The organism is Succinimonas amylolytica DSM 2873 (assembly GCF_000378405.1).
GTDB lineage: Bacteria > Pseudomonadota > Gammaproteobacteria > Enterobacterales > Succinivibrionaceae > Succinimonas > Succinimonas amylolytica.
Genome location: NZ_KB899640.1, coordinates 97,689 through 117,644, shown reverse-complemented (window position 1 = coordinate 117,644; position 19,956 = coordinate 97,689). Strand labels below are relative to the sequence as shown.

Annotated in this window: 14 protein-coding genes and 2 tRNA genes; 8 read left to right on the top strand and 8 right to left on the bottom strand. The window is 51.0% G+C overall.

The features are described 5' to 3' along the window. Nucleotides 1-622 precede the first annotated feature (622 nt). Both F557_RS0116005 and F557_RS0116000 read left to right on the top strand, forming a co-directional pair. Nucleotides 623-699: transfer RNA gene (locus F557_RS0116005), tRNA-Pro, on the top strand. A 26-nt stretch (nt 700-725) separates the two neighbouring features. After that, a tRNA-Pro gene (locus tag F557_RS0116000) sits at nt 726-803 on the top strand. A 280-nt stretch (nt 804-1,083) separates the two neighbouring features. On the opposite strand, the gene F557_RS0115990 is transcribed toward F557_RS0116000, so the two are convergent. Together F557_RS0115990 and F557_RS0115985 are read right to left on the bottom strand one after the other, a co-directional pair. Further along, nucleotides 1,084-3,003, bottom strand: coding sequence for a hypothetical protein (locus F557_RS0115990; RefSeq protein ID WP_019003222.1), 1,920 nt, complete (start codon nt 3,001-3,003; stop codon nt 1,084-1,086). A 23-nt stretch (nt 3,004-3,026) separates the two neighbouring features. Continuing rightward, on the bottom strand, nt 3,027-5,924 hold the full coding sequence (locus F557_RS0115985) for an AAA family ATPase (RefSeq protein WP_169335222.1): 2,898 nt from the start codon (nt 5,922-5,924) through the stop codon (nt 3,027-3,029). A 787-nt stretch (nt 5,925-6,711) separates the two neighbouring features. Here F557_RS0115985 and F557_RS0115975 point away from each other — a divergent pair. Beyond that, on the top strand, nt 6,712-7,308 hold the full coding sequence (locus tag F557_RS0115975; protein ID WP_019003219.1) for a hypothetical protein: 597 nt from the start codon (nt 6,712-6,714) through the stop codon (nt 7,306-7,308). 2,429 nt (nt 7,309-9,737) lie between these two features. Further along, the gene (locus F557_RS22415; RefSeq protein WP_019003215.1) at nt 9,738-9,893 is read left to right on the top strand and encodes a hypothetical protein; all 156 of its coding nucleotides are present in this window, start codon (nt 9,738-9,740) and stop codon (nt 9,891-9,893) included. A gap of 26 nt (nt 9,894-9,919) precedes the next feature. Here F557_RS22415 and F557_RS0115950 read toward each other — a convergent pair whose 3' ends face one another. Beyond that, nucleotides 9,920-10,537: a cell division protein ZapC domain-containing protein gene (locus tag F557_RS0115950; protein ID WP_019003214.1), complete on the bottom strand. Its 618-nt coding sequence runs from the start codon at nt 10,535-10,537 to the stop codon at nt 9,920-9,922. A 507-nt stretch (nt 10,538-11,044) separates the two neighbouring features. Next, entirely contained in the window at nt 11,045-11,191 is a 147-nt protein-coding gene (locus F557_RS22410; protein WP_157617929.1) for a hypothetical protein, read from the bottom strand. Nucleotides 11,192-11,840: 649 nt separating this feature from the next. Between F557_RS22410 and F557_RS0115930 the strand changes: the two genes are divergently transcribed. The 4 genes from F557_RS0115930 (at nt 11,841) to F557_RS20500 (ending at nt 15,252) form a co-directional block, all read left to right on the top strand. Then, nucleotides 11,841-12,236, top strand: coding sequence for a type III secretion system chaperone (locus tag F557_RS0115930; protein ID WP_019003210.1), 396 nt, complete (start codon nt 11,841-11,843; stop codon nt 12,234-12,236). Nucleotides 12,237-12,595: 359 nt separating this feature from the next. Beyond that, nucleotides 12,596-13,015: a hypothetical protein gene (locus F557_RS0115925; RefSeq protein WP_019003209.1), complete on the top strand. Its 420-nt coding sequence runs from the start codon at nt 12,596-12,598 to the stop codon at nt 13,013-13,015. Between the two features lie 313 nt (nt 13,016-13,328). Beyond that, nucleotides 13,329-14,084, top strand: coding sequence for a hypothetical protein (locus F557_RS0115915; protein ID WP_019003207.1), 756 nt, complete (start codon nt 13,329-13,331; stop codon nt 14,082-14,084). A gap of 157 nt (nt 14,085-14,241) precedes the next feature. Further along, nucleotides 14,242-15,252 carry a DMT family transporter gene (locus F557_RS20500; RefSeq protein WP_019003205.1) on the top strand — a complete coding sequence of 337 codons (1,011 nt, stop codon included), beginning with the start codon at nt 14,242-14,244 and terminating at the stop codon, nt 15,250-15,252. A gap of 49 nt (nt 15,253-15,301) precedes the next feature. Here the strand turns inward: F557_RS20500 and F557_RS0115900 are convergent, their stop codons facing one another. The 4 genes from F557_RS0115900 to F557_RS0115885 form a co-directional block, all read right to left on the bottom strand. Continuing rightward, nucleotides 15,302-15,628 (bottom strand): TIGR04076 family protein, encoded by a 327-nt coding sequence (locus tag F557_RS0115900; RefSeq protein ID WP_019003204.1) that lies wholly within the window; start codon nt 15,626-15,628, stop codon nt 15,302-15,304. Nucleotides 15,629-15,675: 47 nt separating this feature from the next. Further along, a complete protein-coding gene (locus F557_RS0115895; RefSeq protein WP_019003203.1) occupies nt 15,676-16,266 on the bottom strand; it encodes a haloacid dehalogenase-like hydrolase in 591 nt (196 codons plus the stop codon). A 70-nt stretch (nt 16,267-16,336) separates the two neighbouring features. Then, nucleotides 16,337-17,077 (bottom strand): hypothetical protein, encoded by a 741-nt coding sequence (locus tag F557_RS0115890; protein WP_157617928.1) that lies wholly within the window; start codon nt 17,075-17,077, stop codon nt 16,337-16,339. A 301-nt stretch (nt 17,078-17,378) separates the two neighbouring features. Then, nucleotides 17,379-19,829, bottom strand: a complete 2,451-nt coding sequence (locus tag F557_RS0115885) for a S8 family serine peptidase (protein WP_019003201.1) — start codon at nt 19,827-19,829, stop codon at nt 17,379-17,381. Nucleotides 19,830-19,956: the final 127 nt, after the last annotated feature.

The following is a 19,956-nucleotide window of genomic DNA, read 5'->3' as shown; positions in this document are numbered from 1 at the left end:
CCATTATAAAAAGTGGTAATTAAGCAATCTCAACTGCGAAATGTAAGCTGTAACTGCCGCCCATCCTGAATAAAAACCTTCCGGAAACTCTCCAAAAAGGAGCAGGCGGCTTCCTTATCCTGGGAACATCAGAAAAGGGCCTTTCAGAGCCTGGCTCCCGAAGTATCAGTCCTTCAGCCCCGTACATACTCCGGTCTTTCCTGAGATGTTGCCTTTAAAAGAGGGCAGTCATCGCTCCCGGTCCCGAAACATCAGGTCTCCGGATCAGTTCCCCCTGCTGTAAACAGAGACCGGGATCTGAAACGCCCTTTCGGTCCTGCATTTCTGCTTTCCGCAAGAGCACAGTCTCCCGCTCCCGCAGCACCTCAGCGCAGCAGAGAACCGGCCCTGAGAACCGGACATCTCATTTTCAGGAATACCAGACAGGGCGTTTCCGGGAGCCGGAGGCCTGAAAATCGCCCTCCGATCACCGACAAATGCTCACTTAATAGCCAAAACTGCTGTTTTTTTCAGCAGTCAGGCCACTTTAAAAAAAAAATAGCGAATTTTAAGGATTTCTTCTTGACATCAAATCAGGAATCAATAAAATAGCACCTGTCGAAACGATAGACAGACAAACAATCGGTGATTAGCGCAGTTCGGTAGCGCACTTCGTTCGGGACGAAGGGGTCGGAGGTTCAAATCCTCTATCACCGACCACTGTTGAAGTTTCTATCCATCTGTGTCGGTGATTAGCGCAGCCTGGTTAGCGCGTCTCGTTAGGGACGAGAAGGTCGGAGGTTCAAATCCTCTATCACCGACCATTTGAATTCTCCCTTGTCTTATTGAATCCCCTTTTATTTTTTCTTTTCCAGTTTTCTTTTTTCTGTTTCCTGCTATTCCGCTGAGTTATTCTGCTTTCTGCATTTTTGCAGCAGCTTCGCTGCCCCGGCTATATTATTCCTGATCCGGTCCGCCTCGCTTCCGCAGTCCGGCAATATTTGCCCGCTGAAAAGAATAAAGGCCGGTGCCTCTTCGTCGGCACCGGCCTTTGTTCTGAAGTCTGAAACGGGAAGGCAGCGGCTTCCGCCGCCGGAACGCGCCCTACTGCGCACCTCCCTTTCCGCCGGTACAGGTAAAGGTGCCATGCATTTTTTTCAGGGTATTCAGAAGATCGCAGAACATATTCCTGAAGATCACCCGATCCCCGTCAGCCCGCCCCAGTCTCACGCCGCACAGCGAAGGAAGGACCGGGTACTCCCCGCCCAGATGATTCGCCCTGGCATAGACCGGGACCTGATCCTGCACGCCCCGGGAATAAAGAGCCCAGACCGCCTGAACCGGGTTATAGAAGGGGAAGCCACGCTTCTGATTCAGGGAGACCATATACTTTGACCGCAAAAGAGGCAGTGACTGCTTGCGGACCGTTTCATCAGAGCTGTACTTGGCATCCATAATCAGCCAGTCCTGAACCTGGGAATCCCCCTTCCAGCAGACCCGGAACACAAAATCCGGGGTCAGCACATAGTTCGGATCATTGGAAAAGTTCTCCACCACCGCCAGATCCCCGTCGCAGGTCTTCTCCACCATGTGAATGCGCGGCTCATACCAGAGCTCCAGAGTAAATTCCCCTTCCGGCCCCATCCAGCGGTAGTAATTGAAGGGCTCCTCATCCGGACGCTTTCCGGGAATGCCGCCAAAGGGCTGTTCCTGAAGGGCGGTATTGTCGGACATGTCATGCCATTCCATCGCCTGGCTGGAACCGCCAAGATCATTAATGACCCCCACCACCGTAGTCAGCACCTTGAACTCAAAAAGCTTGTCCAGCTTGATAAAGTGCATGGCAAAATCGTTAAGGGTCAGCTCCTGACGGCTGTTTTCATACCAGTTCTTAATCAGGGTAAACAGATGCAGATAAATCCGGTTCCGGGCCACAAACGGAGTAATTTTTGGCATGGCCGGACGCCCCCCCGCTCTGAGGCCGGTAATTTTCCGGAAACTCGAATACAGGCGGTACAGCCGGTCCTGCAGCTTCACAATCCGGCTCTCCTGCTTTTTCAGCTGATCGAACCCGAATTCCCGGACGATGTCCACGTATCTGATATATCCGGGATATGCCGAATTTATCCGGATTTCCTGATGCTTGTTCTTGGCAATAAAGCTGAGAACATCGGACATTCTGGTCTGAATATGCTCGAAGAATCCCAGAATGACCTTGTTTTCATAAAGCTCGTACTTGGGAACCACCACCTCCTCGGCGGCATAGTCCGTCCTTACCGGAAAGCCGTGCAGCACAAAATCCAGCTCCTCCGGCTGGCAGTAGCTCAAAGCCCGGGGGTTCTCGCAGAGCCAGTGAATCGCCTCCGGGGAATTCGGAATGCCGTTGGGCGTAACCGCAAGCTCGGGCCCGAGAACCCGGCGCAGATTTTTCAGGAAGGGCTGCCACAGCCCGGTCAGATCCTCGACAATCTCCTCCGACCTGTCAATAAGGTTCAGAAGCGAGCTTTTGCTCATGTCGGAGTCCAGACACATGCTGGAAATCTCGTCATAATTGTTGTTTATGGTTTCCAGCATTTCCCGGATCTCGTTGGCGGTATTTCCGGAGGCCAGAAACTCCACCATCACGCTGAACCGGCTGACCGTCTCCCCCCGGGAGACCCGGAAAACCAGCTCATGACGTCCGGAAAGATTATAGAAGGGGCGTCCCCGGTGCTTGGCATTGCTGCCCCACACAGGCTCCCAGATGTCTGTATTGTTCTGAACCCCCGTCTTGGCAAAATAGTAGGTCTCATCATTAAAATGCACCGAAATGTTCACGGACTGCCCTGCCGCCACGGGAACTCTCAGACGGCAGTCAATGTGAATATAGTAATCATCGGGAATCTGCAGAATCCCTTCAGGATTGGCTGAATAGCATACCGGTGCCCCGTTCTCAAGCAGGGCAAAGCATTTGACGTTTTCTCCCGTCAGTAGCTCCCTGCTGTACAGTGACGTCTGCGCCACATAGATATCGGCATCAATCATAGGCTGTATCCGAAAGCAGCAGGCTAGCCCAGGAACTGATAGCTGTTCATGTGATCATCACCGGCAGTAACCATGTCATCCAGGAGATGCTTTGAATCAGTCAGGTTATTGCTTTCAAACACCGCTCCCAGATTTTCCAGCCGCTTGCGGAATCCCTCGCCCATTCCGGCAATCATCGGCAGCACAAACTGCTTCACGGCATAATCCATGGCTCTGTCCGATTCCATCATATCCTTGGCTACTGACAGGAAATTCAGGATCTGCTGATGCTTGCGGTACGAAATTACCACCCGCTGTCCCATCTCGTGAGAGGGATCGTAAAGCGTCTCCTCGATGCTGTTAAGAGCCTGATAGAACTGATTGTCCACCACGGAAGTAGGACTGAACAGGGCAAGCCAGTTGGCCGCACTGTAGGTCTTCATAACATCGGTCATCCCGGCGGTCTTTCTCATATCGGCGGCCTGGCTCGGCTTTTCATCAAACAGAATAACTGCCGACCGGTCGAGCATGCGGGGGGACAGAATATTAACGGTATCGTCACTGTTAACCGTGCCGATGAAGTGGAAGTATTCCGGCACATTGAGGTAGCTCTTCTCCGGAACTCCGGTGAATATGCGGCGCTCGGACTCCCCGTCTGCCAGATCCAGGAATGATGAAAAATAGTGCTCCGGGGAAGAGAGGTTCATTTCATCAAGAAGAAGAAGGGCCGGAGTCACCCGGGAAGGGTCGGTCTCGCTGTCCAGAGTGGTCATGAGCTCCCAGAGCCCGGTAGGCGCCCTCTGAAAAGTTCCCGCAAGAGAATTCCAGTACCCCAGAATATCACGCTGCGAGGTCCAGCCGCGGGCCACAGGCACAGTATGCAGCCGGCTGCCCAGATTCAGAGCCTTGCCCATGCACTTGACAAAGGAGGTCTTGCCGGATCCCGGAAGCCCTGCCAGGATGGTAAACTGATTCTGGGCAATGGTAATAACCATGGAAATGAGCTTTTCCTTGTCGATGGGGCGATCCATGCTTCTGAGGCTTCTGTGAAGCTCCTCGATATAACGGTTCCGGCTCTTGGAGAGATTGTCCAGATTTATCTGGGAAACCTCCGGAGAATCAAACTTAAGCCCCTTACCGGCCGACTTGGGCTGGGAGGTAAAGGCCTTGAGCATGGAATGCATTTCCAGGTACCGGGCGTCCAGATCCTTAATATCCGAGGTGAGATCCGCCCTGATGCTGTCTCTGGTCTTGCTGAGGCTGCCCACCTCCTTCTCCAGATTCTCATGCTGCTTTCTGAGCTCCCGATACCGGGTGCTCAGATTGGTATAATCCTCCGCAGGAACCTCGGACCGCTTTTTAAGCTGCTTCAGATAGTCGGGATCCGAAAGCTTCTCGTAATCCCTGTTAAGTTTGGAAAGCTCGGACCTGCGGGCGGAAATCTGCCCTTCCAGCTTTTCCAGCTCCTGCTTCAGCTTTTCGGTATTCTGATTGATTTCCTTAAGCTTTGACTTCTCATACTTCGCCAGAATGGTCTCCCGGTTTTCGGAAACATAGGTGCTGATAAAGTCATTGCAGGCCTTGCTTTTGCTGAAATCCGCATACAGCTTCTGACGCTCGGTATCATAATCAGCGGCAACGGAAATTATCTCAAGGGCTCTCCGGGAACGCTCCTGATTGTCTTTCAGGAACTTGGTACCAAAAATATTGTTACGGAACATGGTCATGTTCTGGGCCTTCAGCATGCTGGAATTCTGCAGTATGATCTTGCAGAATTTGTCGATAAGCTTCTTCTCGTCAATGACATCCAGCTTTTCCCCGCTCATCTGCCAGTTTTTCATCTGCACGACATAGCGGCGCTCCTGCCCCGCGAATGAAAACGGGACAATATATTCCTCCACTGTAGAAAGATCTATTCTTCTGGTAGTGGCGTTGCAGTCCTCCTTGATCCAGAAGGCACCGCGATCCGGCACGGCAATGGTAAAGCAGCAGGAATCAGGCGCAGCGGACTGCGTGATGTTTTTGACCAGGAAAGGGCCCACCAGCACCTGCTTGGTACGGATTTTCTTCACAAACCCCTGAAAATCGGTATCTCCGGCAGGGGAATCATTCCGCTTCTGGAGCTTGTCATAGAGATTTTTTTCCTCAAGCCATCGCTTCCGGGCTTCGCGCATGAACTGCACCATCATTTTCACATACTGGGCATTGTCAGCGTTGTTCTCTGAAAATCCGCGGGTAGCAAATTCCCGCAGCCTGGCCTCATCGAACTCATTTTCCATTCCGACTTCCTTAATGTAGGAATCAATAGCGCCATACATGCGTTCGGTGAAGGCATCTATAAGACTGCATTCCTCATCCTCAGACAGAAAATCATGGTAGTCCAGCGAGGGCGGAATCATTCCGGAATCGCGGTACTTGTGCCAGAGTGCATCTTTGGCTTCCTCGAAGGACTCAAACACCTGCCGGTAGTTATCCTTCATAAAGAAGAAATCAGAGCTGTTGATCTCGTAAACCGCAGATTCGAGCATCACGTACGGGGTTGACGGCCTGACCCTGCTGTTTACTGTAGGCTGTGCCATATCGGGCACCGGAGAGCGGATTATTTCAATTATCTGTTCTGAGGGAAGATCCCTGATATTCTTGCTGTCTACTGTATATTCGCATTCTTTGGTCTGATCCGGAGACTCACCAACATCCATCTCCACCAGCATTCCTCCGTGCTTTTTGAGAATGTTGTCAGCATCAGCCGTCAGAAACACTTTTGTGCAGTGGCTGAAATACGTTCCCATATTGATCTGGCGGTAAATGCCGTTTTTAGGGTTCTTCTCATCTGGAAAGCGTTCAAAGCCTATATCCGCATAGGAACATCTGTTGCCGTTATTGGTGCTGAAGGGGTTGTTTTCGATAATGCCCACTACCGTTCTCATGCTCTGACTGCTCATAATAAAAACCTCGTAACCTGAAGCGCAAATAAAGAAGACAAGCCCCGCGGAAGGGCTTTCATAAATCTTGGACAATATAGCATACTTGCCCTCCGTTGCCTCATTAATAAGAAGTTCTTTCGTGCCTAATGCTAAAGGCGACACAGTTTTGGCGGGACACCGGACAGAATATGAACAGCCGGAAAACTCCCGGCCCCGAAAAAATTGCGGGACGGAGATCCGGCCAGGAATCATGGCAGGGCGCTTCGCAAATATTCAAAAATCTGAGCGTTTTTTGCTCAGCAGCCAGAGTCTAACAGGACGGTTTTAATAAATAAATGTGATATTATTCACATTTTTGCATTCTAATTGCAAAAACACTGCGATCCTTTTAAACAAAGAACCGGAGCCGTGTTTACCAAAAAAACAGGATGCAGATCGTAATCATTAATTTGGATTAATGGATAAGACTTAAACAGGATTAATATCACATATTAATCAAAAGCACAAAAAATTAACCATTTTCAGGGTTCTGAAAACACCTTAACAGTCATTGTGCAACAAGACTTTATAAAATAAGGCCCGGACAATTGTTAAACATTTGTTAAAATCTCTTTTGTGAACGTTTTCACAGATACGCAAAAAACTTATGTGAGAAATTTGCAATAGCATTCGGGATTGGGGAAAATAAGAATGTGTACGAACGGATGCGTACAATCATGGTGGACGTGCGGGAAAAATGACCACTGACTGCACGCCGGTCATCAACCATAAAATGGTAAGCAGTAAGAGAAGGAGATAAGTAATTATGGCTACCAAATTATATAAATTAAACCTAGACGTACTGGGTAAGCTCATTGAGAGTGAGGTTGCATCACAGAATTTTGTTGAGTCGGTAATTAACGACCTTCCTGAAAGCAAGGTAAGCTCCATTTCCGACGTACAGGTTGGAGATCTTTCTTCCAGCCGCATCGCCGCCAGCTGTGCCGAAGGGTATGACAACATCAACGGCGTTGTATTCAGCTGCAAAATCGAGGGAAAGCCTGCCGAGGTTATCCTTATTAACGAAGGCGTGTCCTATCTGACTTTCTGGCACGACATGAGCTTCTTCAGCTACAAGCTCTTCCGCCAGCACAGCCAGGTGAATGATGGTGTTCGCCGCTATCTGACCTTTGTGATAACCGATATGGATGTCAAGGCTAACAAGTTCCACACCATCAGCCACTTCAACGACAAGAACGGCTTCCAGGCTGATTCGTTCCAGATCCACTATGTGGTAATCGACAAGCAGACCGGCAACGAGGATTCCATGCTTGAAAACTGGATTCGCGCCCTTGTTGCTGAAGATGCCGGAGAAGACGGGGGAAACGTATCGAGCATCTCCGAGGCTTACAGGGTAGCCTAGCTGGCTAGAGATGTTCTGAACTGCTTTCCATAAAATCGTGGTCTTATAAGCTCGCAGAAATGCGGGCTTTAAGAGATCCTGAACTGGCAAATCCCCCTCCCCCGCCCTTTCAGAAAGCCCTGCGATAAATATTTCCCCCTTTTTATTCAGATAAGCCCCTGTTTCCTCCCGTATTCTTCCTCACTCCTGGAAAAAAGGACCCGTCCCCTGCCAAGACCTTTGCTCCGCACTAATCAAAGCCGTTTCACAGCTATTCCAGGGCGCCCCCGCAGTTTACTCCCTGAGCTGTGGCCCTAAGGGTCTCAGACTCTGAAAGGAAATCCGCCTCCGGATATCAGGACTGAAAAAGTCTCCCGTAGCTCCTGAAGCCGCCCGGAATCCAGAAGACATTTCCTTCCGGGAAAAAAGTCCCCAAATAGTACCAGGCACCGGGCCTGCGCGAGAAAGAACCCCTCCTGAAACCGCCCCTCCTGAAACCGCCTTTCCTCCGCCCTGCTCCGGACTCCGGATATTCTGAGACCTTCCTAGAAATAATCTGGCCCCCGGAAAGCTGTAGCCACCTCCAGAACAGAGACAGGCAGTACATTCCCGTTATCATCACAGACAAGCCTAAAACAGGAGACATAGAATAGCGGCAGTTCATAAGACAGAAAAAAGCATGCCGGCACTTCCCGATCCTCAGAAGGATGCCGTTTCCGCATCGCATTTCCCAAACCCTGGCCATTCCCGAAAAGCACTCCGGAGCAGCAGACTTATCCGGAAACACCAGAATAAGGACTATTCAGAGCTTTCAGGTTCAGGCCAGACAGGATAGCAAAAAGAAACCGCACTCTAAGAAGCTCCTCCGTAATTTGGAGCTATAGAAAACCGGAGCTGCCCGCATGGGAAAAATGAGAAGGTATACTTTAAGAAACCGGACTTCCTCAGGTGCGAAGCCGCAAAGGAACGAAAATACCCAGAAAGAACCGGAGCCGTGGAAGAGCTGCCATTCAGCGCAGAAGCTTTCCTGACAGCACAGAAAACAGGAACAGAGAGCCCCGCGGATTATGAATATCCGTTCTGAAGCATAGCTGATTCTGCCAGATTTCAGATTTCCGGAGAAAGGTATTTCAGGAACCACCACCGCATATCCGGAATTACTAAAGCAGGAGAAGACCATAGCGAATCAAGCCCCGCTTCAAGGAAATACTGCCAGGGCATTTCAGTACTTTTAAATCGCATATAAACGCCCACTAACGAGTTTTCAGGCCGGAAGCATAGGAGAGGCCGTACCAGGGGCTGATCTGCTGCCAGAGCAGGGATTTTCTGATTAATGCTCCAGAGATGTCAAAAATCACAATTTTTGCAGAATAACGGGGTCTGACGGGGTTTGTTTGCGACAACAAAATGTAACGCATGTAATTGCTTTTCGGTACAGAATTCCTGGAGGCTTCGATCTGAGTATATTCTATGAAAGAAAACTACATACTGAAATTCAGCATAAATCAGCATAGAATGTAGTAAACTTTCATAAAGATTAATTTTGCTGATGTTTTGAAGATACAGACCGATTAATGTAAACATGCACATGTGTACGTAATTTAATTTCATGTCAAAAAGCCTTATATAATAAGGCTTTACAGCAATACATCATCATTAATCAGCAATTTTTCTACGCTATAAATCAATCATTACTGCTATAAATCAGATTATTAACATTTTTCATAACTCAATATTAATTACTGCTGTCATTTTTACTACATAAATTTTAATTAAGAACAGATTAGACAAATTTAATAATACCCCTCTCGGTTTTCGTATTTATTCTCCTCCTCTAATTACCTAGAGAAATATAAATAACCAGCTCCTGATTTATGAGATTAATGTAAGCTATTTCTATTAATGAATTATCGTTGATCCTTCTCTGATATCCTGTTCGCGGGCCAAGCTGCCAGGAAAGGGCGCTACGGAATCTGTAATATGTAATAGTATTGTAATTTACACTGTAAATGTAATTACAGTTTTGCATCACCCCTTTTATAATGCTATATAACCCTATTACATTTTTATAAGCATAACTGTAATTACAGCTCTATACCTGCCCTCTTCAGTCCTATTCAGAGCCGACCATTACCTTAACCTCCCTCCTCTCTCTCCCCCCATCTCTGACAGACAGAACGTCTTTTGAACTGCGCACCACCGCCTCATAATCCAGGAAAGAATAAGGACCTGCCTCCAGTTACCCACACAGCAGGTCTTCATTCTTTCCTTGTTTCTTCGCTTCCCAGAACCATAATGAATTGGGGGAGGGACCTGGCGGAGGGAGAGAAAAACAGATAAACATGGAAGTGCCCCAGAAGAGGCGGCCGTGCGCGTGCGAAGCCTCCCTCTCTACTGGATTACTGGCACGCGCACCACCACGCCACCGCAAGCCGGGATTTTAGGGAACTATGAAAGAGGAGAGGATATCTGGGAGAAGGGAGGAGAGAATACGAAGGTATTACGGTGTATGCACAGGAACAGACGCACTTTCAGAGAAGGCAAAAAAAAAGCCTCTGCAGGAGAAAACCACCCAGCTGCAGAGGACAAAACGACTAGCCAAATAAGCTATATTGAGAGTTTAAAACCGTTACTAAAGTGCTACCCTTCTGTTAAACAGACCAGGATGTCTCCTGATGTAGCCAATGGTTGCCAGTCTGGTGGAAGATACCTTTACGCACGCACCGCGGTTCATCTGAACCTTCGGCCTGATAAAGAACGGCCTGCCTATAAGCATGCAGCAGCACTCGTTACTCTTCTCATCCACACCGATAACCTGAAAATTCCTGCCATTATCTCTGCTTTCCGGATTATAACCGGGGTACATTGTGACCACCTCCCCGATCTCCGGTGTGCGAGCTTCCGATTCCGGCATCAAAGATGTAAAACACTGATCCAGCCTGGCAATAGCGACTCCGTAATGCTTCAGTGCGGTCGCATTAAGCGCCAGAAGGGTTACCTCACGGGACTCGAAGGAAAAGTCCGACAGACAGGATCTGAAGTTAAGGTAATCCTTTACCTCATCACTGGTAAAAGCATGAGTACCCTGCAAGACCTTCTTTACCAGCAAGTCTCTGCCCAAAGGAAGCGCCCCTTCATAGCTCAGCCCAGCCGCGGTCTTCACTGTAACATAGAGACGATTTTTGCCATCGTTAAAATGCCAGGACCAACCACTGGGGGAAGAAAGAGAGGGAACCTTTTCAGAACACATACTACAGAATTTCTTACAGCTACAACTAAAACATCTTTGTTATTTATAATTCTAGTTCTTCCTGCTAATAATTCAAAACGAATTTTATAAACTTTGGTTAAAATCCAATTTACTTCACGATTTTTAATTACCGCTTCCTAAAATTGTACATTTTTTAACCAGCTTGTTTAATTTTTTCCAAATTCGTTCAGTACCCTATTTAAACTATACACGTTTTTGAGTCTCGGCCATTAATCTCCTGATCCTCTGACCATATATGACCTTAGTCACATAAGTACTGCTCTTCCTGAAATCAGGGAGTCACTTTTCGATCATGACTTTCATTGTCCTTAATGCCGTCCGGTTCCGGGATATCCGGAAATTTTTTCGATAATCACCCTGTCCCTCTCCTGGAGCAGTTCCCCTTTCCCCTCCCGTTATGTAACATAAACCACTATTTTTCAGATATTTTCAGATATTTTCAGATATTTTCAGTTATTTACATACATATTTCTGATTTTGCATGTATTAAAATCTGGCATTCTCCTCCATAGATAAATTCCTTCTCCCGTCCCCGGAAAGCTTTTCGGACGATAAGCTCTCCGGCTCCCCTTTTCGCTTCTCTGGAGCTTCTTCCGGATTCATGGAAAACCCGCCAAAAATTCCGGTGGTCATTCCCCCTCTTTTTCTCTCTTTCCATTCCCTTCAGTTTATGTTCATCCTTATATATTTGTTCTCATCCTGCATTAATCTCCGTTCCTCCCCTTCCCGGCGGCAATTCCGTCCCTAAGATACCGCCCCTCCGGGAAACCTAACCATATTCCTCCCGCTCCGCCCCGCTGCCTCCATCACCGGGCATCATCTTTACAGAAGAAGCATTCCAGCCTCCGCCCGGACACCGGTTCCTGTTCTGACCGCTCCAGCGCTGCCGCCTTCTTGCCCGCACCGGGACTTCCGGATTTATTCTCAGAACATTTTTCCAGCTCCGCCGGAAAGAAAAACTGGCTGCTGTTTCGGGACAGGGATATCCTCTGACAGCTCTTTCAGATATCACGCAGTTCTCTCCGTCTTCCTGATGGACAGGACCTCCCCTAAAGAGAGGAATACATTCACAGGCACAGCGTTTTTTTCAAAAATCCCCCCAAAAAAGTCGCTCTCCTGCGGAAGCTCCGGATTTTTTTAAGAACCTGTTTACATTTTTTTAGAGTTCTCCGGTCAAAACCACCGCAGATCCTGTAACATTGTAAGAACGTATTACCAGATGCCTGAGTTTTTATGTGTCTCGGGCTGTTTCCATTATGCCTTGCAGGAGGTAGGATAACTCATGAGCCAGTTTGATAAGCTTATTTCCGAGCTTGCCGCCTTTTCCGGACTGTCACTGGAGGTTGATGGCAACAATTCCTGTGCCCTGAGCACCGACGATCTGTACATTACATTGCTGTACCGTGCCGACCTGAACGACATCGTGATTTTTGCCCCGGTGACAGATCCTGATGACGGGGAGCCCGGAAAGGAGCTTCTCAGAAAGGCTTTGGAACTGTCCTATAACGGCAGCGGTACCAGACAGCATTTTCTGGGACTGTTTGACGACACTCTGGTGCTTTCGATACCCGTACCCGTTAAGGATCTGACAGCCCGGGTGCTGGGCCAGAAGATTGTAGCCTTTGCCAATGCCGCCGCCGCTGTAAAAACAGAGCTTGCCGCCTGCCGCCGCAGCTAATCCTCTGCCGGGCCGGGAAAGTCCTTTCCCTCCCGCGCTCCTGCTTCACATACAAAGCAGGATTCTTTTCCGTCCAGTCCGGACCGTTTCTCCGGCCAGAAATGAGACTCCCTGACCCCGTTTCAGAGCACGGCTTTATGATCTTCCTCAGAATTACCAGCCCTGTCCCGTTTTGCAAAAAAAGTTAAAAATCCTTTCCTCTGAAAGCGTTATTTCGGTTGCCAATTATTTTTTAAGCTATAAAATGCAGATTCTGTAAAGCCGGACCATCCTGAGCGGCTGAGTTTTTTAGACGGAACCCGCATGCTATTCTGAAGGCCGCTGACCGGAACCTTTGCCTATCAATAACTGAGAATAATATGACTGATTTTAAGATGACAGATCCCCAGCTTTCTGACAGCAGCCGCGCCGGCTATTTTTCAGCCGCCGCAGACAATGATCCCCGGGCCGCAAATGTCTGGAGCAGCTTCAGGGCCGTTACCAGAACCGGAGGTGCCCCGGAAGCGCTAAATGCCTTCGCAAATGCCGTCAGCGCTGATCTTGCAGCCGCTAAAGACTGCAGTGACAGTGCTGCTCCGGAAAAATCCGGTTCCGATGATGTTTTCAGAACTCTCGCTTCCGAATTCCGGCCTGCCGGCACAGCTGATTCCGCCAGTCTGGCCGCCGGACTGAAAACTGACGTTAAGACTCCGCCTCTTATGGAAAAGGTTCCGGAAAAGGCGCTGGGCGGGCATCCCGTTTCCAACGAAGAAGCATTTAATACCCTGGACTGTGCCTGAGCGCCCAGAAAACTCCTGGGAACCGCAGCGCTGAGTGCCGCAAAACCGGCACTCCTTTCAGATACCCCTCATTTTGCCTCTTTCCGTCATAGCTGTTCCTCAGTATTTCCGCGTCCTGCTCCCGGGAATCGCAGGTATATCTCCCTTTTAATGCCCGTTTCCGGCCGGAATTTTGCTGTTTTATCAAAAATAGGACATGACAATGAACAACCGGAGCCATAACCTGTGATAAAATCAGGAGAACAGAATTCTTCAGTTTTCCGCCCTCCTGCCGGGGCATTGGAGGAATTCCGCTTCATCAGAGGTACTGTCAATGATTTTTGCCGTTATTGTATTCGTTATCATAATACTGGTGTTTGTAATCATCGCCTATATGATATACAGCGATTATCAGGTACAGCAGGAGATGGACAAAAAACTCATTATTTCCAGGCAGAAAAACATTATCGATGAGAGTGACGACATTCTGATGAATGTTACCCACATCCCCTTTTCAAACCGGATGATCATCATTCTGCAGAACCGGATTCTCAACGCTCTGCAAATCATTGCCTCTGTACAGACAAATATGCAGGTGCAGCAGCGTATCAACGATATGACCACGCAGATTGAGATCTCCAAAAATTCGCCCTCCCGGGATTCCCTGTTTATGCCTCCCGAAAATGCGGATCAGTCCCTGAAAATGATCCGCATCATGCGCCGTCTCAGAAAAATCATCCGCATCGAGTTCAACCGGGGCCGGATCTCCAAAAATGACTTTGTTGACGAGGACAAGATTCTGGAAATCAATATCTACAAGATCCAGTTCAGCAACCTGATAAAGAACATTGATGAGGCTCATATGAACTCCCAGACCGGCACAGAAAGAGAGCTTATCCGCGGCGGTCTTAATTCCCTTAATAAGCTGCAATTCCACGATGCCTGGCTGGAAAGCGTCAAGGCACACCTGCAGGAAACCCTGGACAATCTGAATGCCGAGGCTGAAAAAAAGCACGAACAGGAAATAGCCAACGAAAAGGCCAAGGAAAGCGACATCGACGTTCTTTTCATGCCGAAGAAAAAATGGTAGTCCTGAGCCTCCCTCTTTACGCCCCCTGCCGGATTGCTGCTATGCGGCTCCTTCTGATTCAGCTCCTGCGCCCCATCCCGTGCCCGGACTCGCTTTACCGGAAGGCGGTGCACCGTTCCCGGACACCGGCGGGAGATCAGCTTCCGGGAAAATCATAATGATCCCGAGTAATTCCCCGCTCCTGGGACATGCGGCTGCATTATTCACCACTGCCGTCTGGGGCATTACCTACGTATCGACCAAATACCTGACCGGCAGCTTTGATCCCGTGGAGATATTGCTGTTCCGGCTGACACTGGCCACTGTGCTGCTGCACCTGGCCGCCCCCGGGATAAAACCGCGCCCCGGAGAAGAAAAGTACTTTGCGCTGGCGGGGCTTTCCGGCATCTGCCTCTACTTCGTGCTGGAAAACACCGCCCTTACCGTCACCACGGCCACCAATGTAGGAATCATTGTCTCCTCAGCACCGCTTTTTACCGCTCTTCTGGCTCTTCCGGTATACCGGGACCGCCGGGTGCTGTCTCCCGGCTTTATCACCGGATTCCTCCTGTCCATGAGCGGTATCATCATGCTCAGTGCCGGCGGCTCCGATATGGAAATCCACCCGGCCGGAGATCTCATGGTGGTAGCGGCCTGTCTGGCCTGGGCGGTCTATTCCCTGACCGTAAAGAAAATCGCTTCCTTCGGCTACAGCAATCTGGCAGCCACCCGCCGGATCTTTCTGTGGGGACTGCTGTTCGTGGCGCCCTGGGCTTTTCCGGCAGATATCTGCCTCAGCGATTTTTCCCGCTACGCCAATCCTCAGGCTCTCGGCAATCTTTTCTTTCTCGGCACGATAGCCTCGGCACTGTGCTTTGCCACCTGGAATTACGCTGTCCGGGTTCTGGGACCGGTAAAAACCTGCGTTTATATCTACGGCGGTCCGGCAATAACCGTGATTGTCGCCTGGCTCTTCCTTGCGGAACAGCTTAACGCCATCGGAATCACCGGCTGCCTCCTCACCATTGCGGGACTTTTACTCTCGTCCCTGCCCGAAGGACACTCCGGTCTCAAAGCCCGAATCGCAGCACAAAAATCTGCCGGAAAGCAAACTATAGCGTCTGATGGAGCTCCTCAGGCAAGGGTGCCCCCATCACAAAACAGCTCCAGACAGTCAAAGCAGGAATAGTCTTAAGGATAGATATCAGGGAAAATTATGCCGGTATCAGCGGAAACAGCTAATCATCCGGGGAATTTCTCTTCCCCGGCAGACAGCCGTTTTCGGAAGAAGGAGGCCGGGCGTGCGCCTCCCGGATCTCCAGTCTGAACACGTTCATGGTATCCGGATCGGGACAGCAGAACCTGGCAGTTCCCGGAGGCTCGCCGGGGACACGTCCGCCATAACGGAGAATATCGGCATAGATAAAGGCCACATGCATTGCCAGAGGACAAAGCTTTCCTCTCTCGGTATCAAAGTCAAAGGTGTCTCCGGGCTGATGCCGATGCCGGCAGGGACAGGCTCCCCGCCGTTCAAGAAGAGTAATAGAGATTCCTGGTCGGGCCATAAGGTTCTCCTGCAAACACCACCTGACGCTATATGCGAACCGGGGAGCTATCTCTGACCGGCGTCCCCGGTACTGTTCGGGGATGTCTGCTGCCAGCTTCCCGGAAACACCCGCAGCACCCCGGTAAGAGCCCGGGCCTCACTGATAAGCTGCTGGCTGTCAGAAACCACAATCCCGCGGGGAACACCGCACCAGACACGGAGATCCGTCCGGGAATTGCCCGCATAGCAGATCTCCTGTCCGGCGAATTTATCCTTTATGAACGCCAGCTTGTTTTTTCCCACCAGATTCACCCTGGCCGTAGAACCGAAGCCGCCTTTGAAGAACCCGTGATAGGCCGTGATTTTTCTGACAATTTCGTCGGTGCTGCCGGATACAATATAGATCTCGTTTCCGGGAACCTCTGCCTCCTTTCTTAAAAAATCCAGAAGCTCCCGGTTCCAGCGGAGAGCCGCAGGATCAAAGCTGTAGTGCTGCGCAATATGGTATTTCAGAAAGGCCCGTCTCCCGCCATCTCTGAGAAACCAGCACAAAGCAGGAAACAGCATCAGGGGATTTTTTCTGATAACGGAAACAAAGGAGGTCACCGACATGTCATTGGGAATAAGAGTCCCGTCCAGGTCTATGCAGTAAATCATCAGGAGGCAGTGGGAAAAAAGCGGGAAAAAAATAGCGGTAGCCAGCCAGGCTGCCGCCGTCGTTACCGGATCAGAAAAGAACCTTGTTCTTCACATCCTTTTTGTGAGCAACCTTCTCATAGAAGAAGTTAAACTGATTGCGGAACTCTTTAACGCAATCGGCAAAACGGGAAGCTTCCGGTTCGGTTTTCTTGACATACACTGCTCTGGACACCTTCATGGAGTAGTGCACTCCGGCCCAGCAGAGGCGGATAAAAAGCTCGGCATGGAAATTAATGAGCGTGCCCAGATTATGCTTCTGCATGCACTCATAGGCTATTCCCACCGGGTAGATGCGCACCGGCGCCTCAAAATTAAAATTCTTGATAACTTTGAGATCCCGCTTGTACCACTTGAGCTTGATCCTTTCTCTTCTGGTTCTGGGATCAATATAAAGCTGGGTTACTCCGGCAATAATGTTCTCCGGATGCTCCTGGGCCAGACTCCACATAGCCATGACATCCTCGTGCACCAGCTGACATTCCGGAACCCAGAGGTAGGCATGCGAAAAGCCCCGGGTATTGGCCTCGCGGAAACCGTCGCAGATGGCGGCATAGGGAGAGGAATCAGAAACGCGCTGAATCAGAATTATCTGCTTGTAAGGGCCGATAATCTTTTTCAGGCCGGTCAGCTCCTCCTCGGAATTTCTGTCATTAACGATAAAAATGGAATAATCTCTGTCCGACATCAGAGGCTGAAGCTTTTCCATAAGCTCAGAGGCGGAAAGATCACGCCAGTCGACAATATAACACGGTCTGGAAACACCAGCCATCGAAAACCTCCCGGTTCTGTTCTCTGAGTCCTGTACAGTTCCCGTCAGGGAGATCCAGGACATAGATCCGAAGCAAAGGCTCCGGAAAAAATTATTCTCCCCCGCTGCAGGGAACACCTCCGCTTCCGGAGCCCGCCGCAGCCGGGAAGGCGTTTCTTCAGGGAAACGCTCTAAATTCTTCGGGGAACAAATCCGAATTCCTGCCAGGACAGGACTCCGCTTCAGGGCTGCCCGGGCATCCCCCATTCCTGTGATTATAACACATTAATGCCGCCATGTATTCATAGGAACGCTCTCTCCGTTAGCGCTCATAGTAGTCAAAGGCAACCCGGAGATGATCACGGAGATACGCCAGATCCAGCGGACAGAAGGAATGAATCCGAATCTGCCAGGATGCATTTTCAGGTGCCGTCAGCCTTTCTCCGTAAAAGCTCGCGATCCGGAAATCATACCGCCCCGCCCCGGAATCATAGGGAATAATCCGTCCGGTCTCGTCGCGGTACCCCCGGATTCCCATGAAATTCGACCAGTAGTTTTTAATAATCCCCGGGGTTCCGGCCGGAGAATAAAGTTCAATCTGCAAAGTCAGCTTCTGCTGGTACTTGTCGGGAGTGATATCCCCGTTCCGGCTTTCTGCAAAATACATGGTGGCGTCACGGCAGAAAAGCTCCGGATCCAGCACTGCGCGATCCCGGAGCTCCCGTGCCATTTCCTCCGGTGCCGGACGCTCCGAAACGCTGCTGCCTCCGGTGATCTCCTGAAACTTCAGGGCATCAATACTGAAGCCGGCGGTTTCAATGCTGATCTCCCTTCCTGCCAGGGAGGCCCCGGAATCGCTTCTGAGATCCCCCGCCGTGCATTCGTAGGTATTCCCGTAGGCCCCCAGAAAAAGAGGCGCTCTGGCCTGGCAGGACACCCGGGAGCTTTCCCCGGCCTCCGGCGGGTTCCTTCTCAGAAGACATTCCGGATCCTGGTCGCAGGAAAGCGCCCGGGACACCGCACTGGTGCCATCCGGAATTCCGAAGCCGAACCGTCCGTGATAGCGGTAGCCGGCGGCGTTTTCAATCCACCCGGGATTCCAGACAATATCCGGCCCCCTTTCATAATGTCTCCGGAGATTTATGCCCAGAGTGCCGGTACTGGCCGGCTCATCCGCCATTTCCGGAAAATCCCTGTCATTTCTGGCTGTGGCGGCCAGAAGGTACCGGGCCTGCCAGACATTGAGCTCCGGATACGCCTGGTACATCAGTGTCAGCAGCCCGCTGGTCATGGCAGCCGCAGCAGAGGTGCCGTTCATGATATCCGTGTAGTTGCCGTTGACATTGAATTCCTCCAGCGTCCGGTTAAAGTCCGTATATTCGGTATGCCCGCTGCGGGAGACCCGGTTGGCAAATCCGGCCCCTGCTCCGGAGACATCCGTGGTAACCACCGCTCTCTCGGCATCCTGAATACCGTACTCCCCGCCGGGAGCCGCAATCCAGATGCCGAAGCACATGGGACTGTAGGAAGAAATATGCCCGGAGGCGGTCACTGCCCCGGAACGGATCACGTGCGGAGAAACGCCGTTGTTCCCTCCCGGCCAGAAGCCGCAGTTCACCCCGAAGGCCCGGCAGGGGCCTGCCAGGCTTATGGGACCGTTTCCGGTGATTTCCCGGATCTCCACTGTATAGGTGTTCTGGCTGAAGGAATTCCCGGAGGACGCGGAAACGGAAACCCCGGAATCCGCCAGGGCTTCCAGATACATGAGAGAGGCCGGAGATACCCGCGCCGCCCCGGACATGCTCCAGCTTTCGTTCACCACCCGGAAGGAATCCCGATGCCGCACAAGCTCTGCCAGAAGATTCTCCTCACTGTAGACATTCGTGCTGAAGCCGTGATTCTGGGACTGGTAATAGCTGAGCTCCGGCAGAAACAGGGAGACGATTTCGGAATCCGGAGCAATGCCCCGGCTTCCAAGACCGTTTCCGGCCCTGGCCCCGATAATGCCAGCCACTCCTGTGCCATGCCGGAACATCTCCCCGTTCATGTCTGTATATGCGGCATCCTGAAGCTGATATGAAAACGCCCGGGACACCTCCGGAGAAACATTGCTGAATGAAACAATCCCCGCCCGGAGATCCTCATGTCCGGAATCCACAGCGGTGTCGAACACTACCGTCCGGACCCCCTTGCCGGTTAGCGGCTCCCCCACAGCGTCCCTGACTCCGGAAAGCTGCCAGAGATTGAGATCAAAACCCGGGAGTCCCGGAGCATGCTGATCCCCCGGGAAGGTGCCGGTGTTCCGGTAATGCCAGTTCCGGCAGTGCAGGGGATCCCCGTACAGCCAGAGCTGCCAGACCCGGTCTTCGCCATTCCGGTTCCGGTAATAAACCGGCACTGAACAGTCCGGCGTTTCCCGGGTCCAGGTTCCCGGCCAGACATAGCGGATGCTGCCGTCCGGAAGAAACTCCAGTTCTCCCGCTTCCGGATCTGTTCCGTTAGCCGCGGCCGTCTCCGGTCCGGGCATCAGGATAAATTCCGGATCCCCCTCCCCGATATCCCCCTGATGAAGCACCGTAAAGGGCTGGGGAAGCTCCGCATCGGGAACCACCCTGCCGGTATAGCCGGCATAATCCTGGTGCTTTTCAAAATCGCAGCCGGTCAGCGCCAGCCCCAGCGCCAGGGCTGGCAGGACGCCCCGCGAAAGCACCGGAACAGCTACGGACTTCCGGAAAGGCGGGGGATCATTGCGGCGGGCATTGGGATGAGTCATGAGAGCCTCTGTCAGCGAAAATATGCAAGGAAAGACCAACTCCGGCAGGAGCGGCCTCCGGAGTTCAGAAACATGCCCTCATTCTAATGCGGAAACAGCAGTTACGCAAAACGTCCCTGACGGATTC

Bases quoted from the DNA above. Each gene is read 5' to 3' on its own strand.
- F557_RS20500 (WP_019003205.1), top strand. From the start codon at position 14,242: ATGATCCCGAGTAATTCCCCGCTCCTGGGACATGCGGCTGCATTATTC.
- F557_RS0115915 (WP_019003207.1), top strand. From the start codon at position 13,329: ATGATTTTTGCCGTTATTGTATTCGTTATCATAATACTGGTGTTTGTA.
- F557_RS0115895 (WP_019003203.1), bottom strand. From the start codon at position 16,266: ATGATTTACTGCATAGACCTGGACGGGACTCTTATTCCCAATGACATG.
- F557_RS0115885 (WP_019003201.1), bottom strand. From the start codon at position 19,829: ATGACTCATCCCAATGCCCGCCGCAATGATCCCCCGCCTTTCCGGAAG.
- F557_RS0115900 (WP_019003204.1), bottom strand. From the start codon at position 15,628: ATGGCCCGACCAGGAATCTCTATTACTCTTCTTGAACGGCGGGGAGCC.
- F557_RS0115985 (WP_169335222.1), bottom strand. From the start codon at position 5,924: ATGAGCAGTCAGAGCATGAGAACGGTAGTGGGCATTATCGAAAACAAC.
- F557_RS22415 (WP_019003215.1), top strand. From the start codon at position 9,738: ATGAAAGAGGAGAGGATATCTGGGAGAAGGGAGGAGAGAATACGAAGG.
- F557_RS0115950 (WP_019003214.1), bottom strand. From the start codon at position 10,537: ATGTGTTCTGAAAAGGTTCCCTCTCTTTCTTCCCCCAGTGGTTGGTCC.
- F557_RS0115975 (WP_019003219.1), top strand. From the start codon at position 6,712: ATGGCTACCAAATTATATAAATTAAACCTAGACGTACTGGGTAAGCTC.
- F557_RS0115990 (WP_019003222.1), bottom strand. From the start codon at position 3,003: ATGATTGATGCCGATATCTATGTGGCGCAGACGTCACTGTACAGCAGG.
- F557_RS0115925 (WP_019003209.1), top strand. From the start codon at position 12,596: ATGACTGATTTTAAGATGACAGATCCCCAGCTTTCTGACAGCAGCCGC.
- F557_RS22410 (WP_157617929.1), bottom strand. From the start codon at position 11,191: ATGACCACCGGAATTTTTGGCGGGTTTTCCATGAATCCGGAAGAAGCT.
- F557_RS0115930 (WP_019003210.1), top strand. From the start codon at position 11,841: ATGAGCCAGTTTGATAAGCTTATTTCCGAGCTTGCCGCCTTTTCCGGA.
- F557_RS0115890 (WP_157617928.1), bottom strand. From the start codon at position 17,077: ATGGCTGGTGTTTCCAGACCGTGTTATATTGTCGACTGGCGTGATCTT.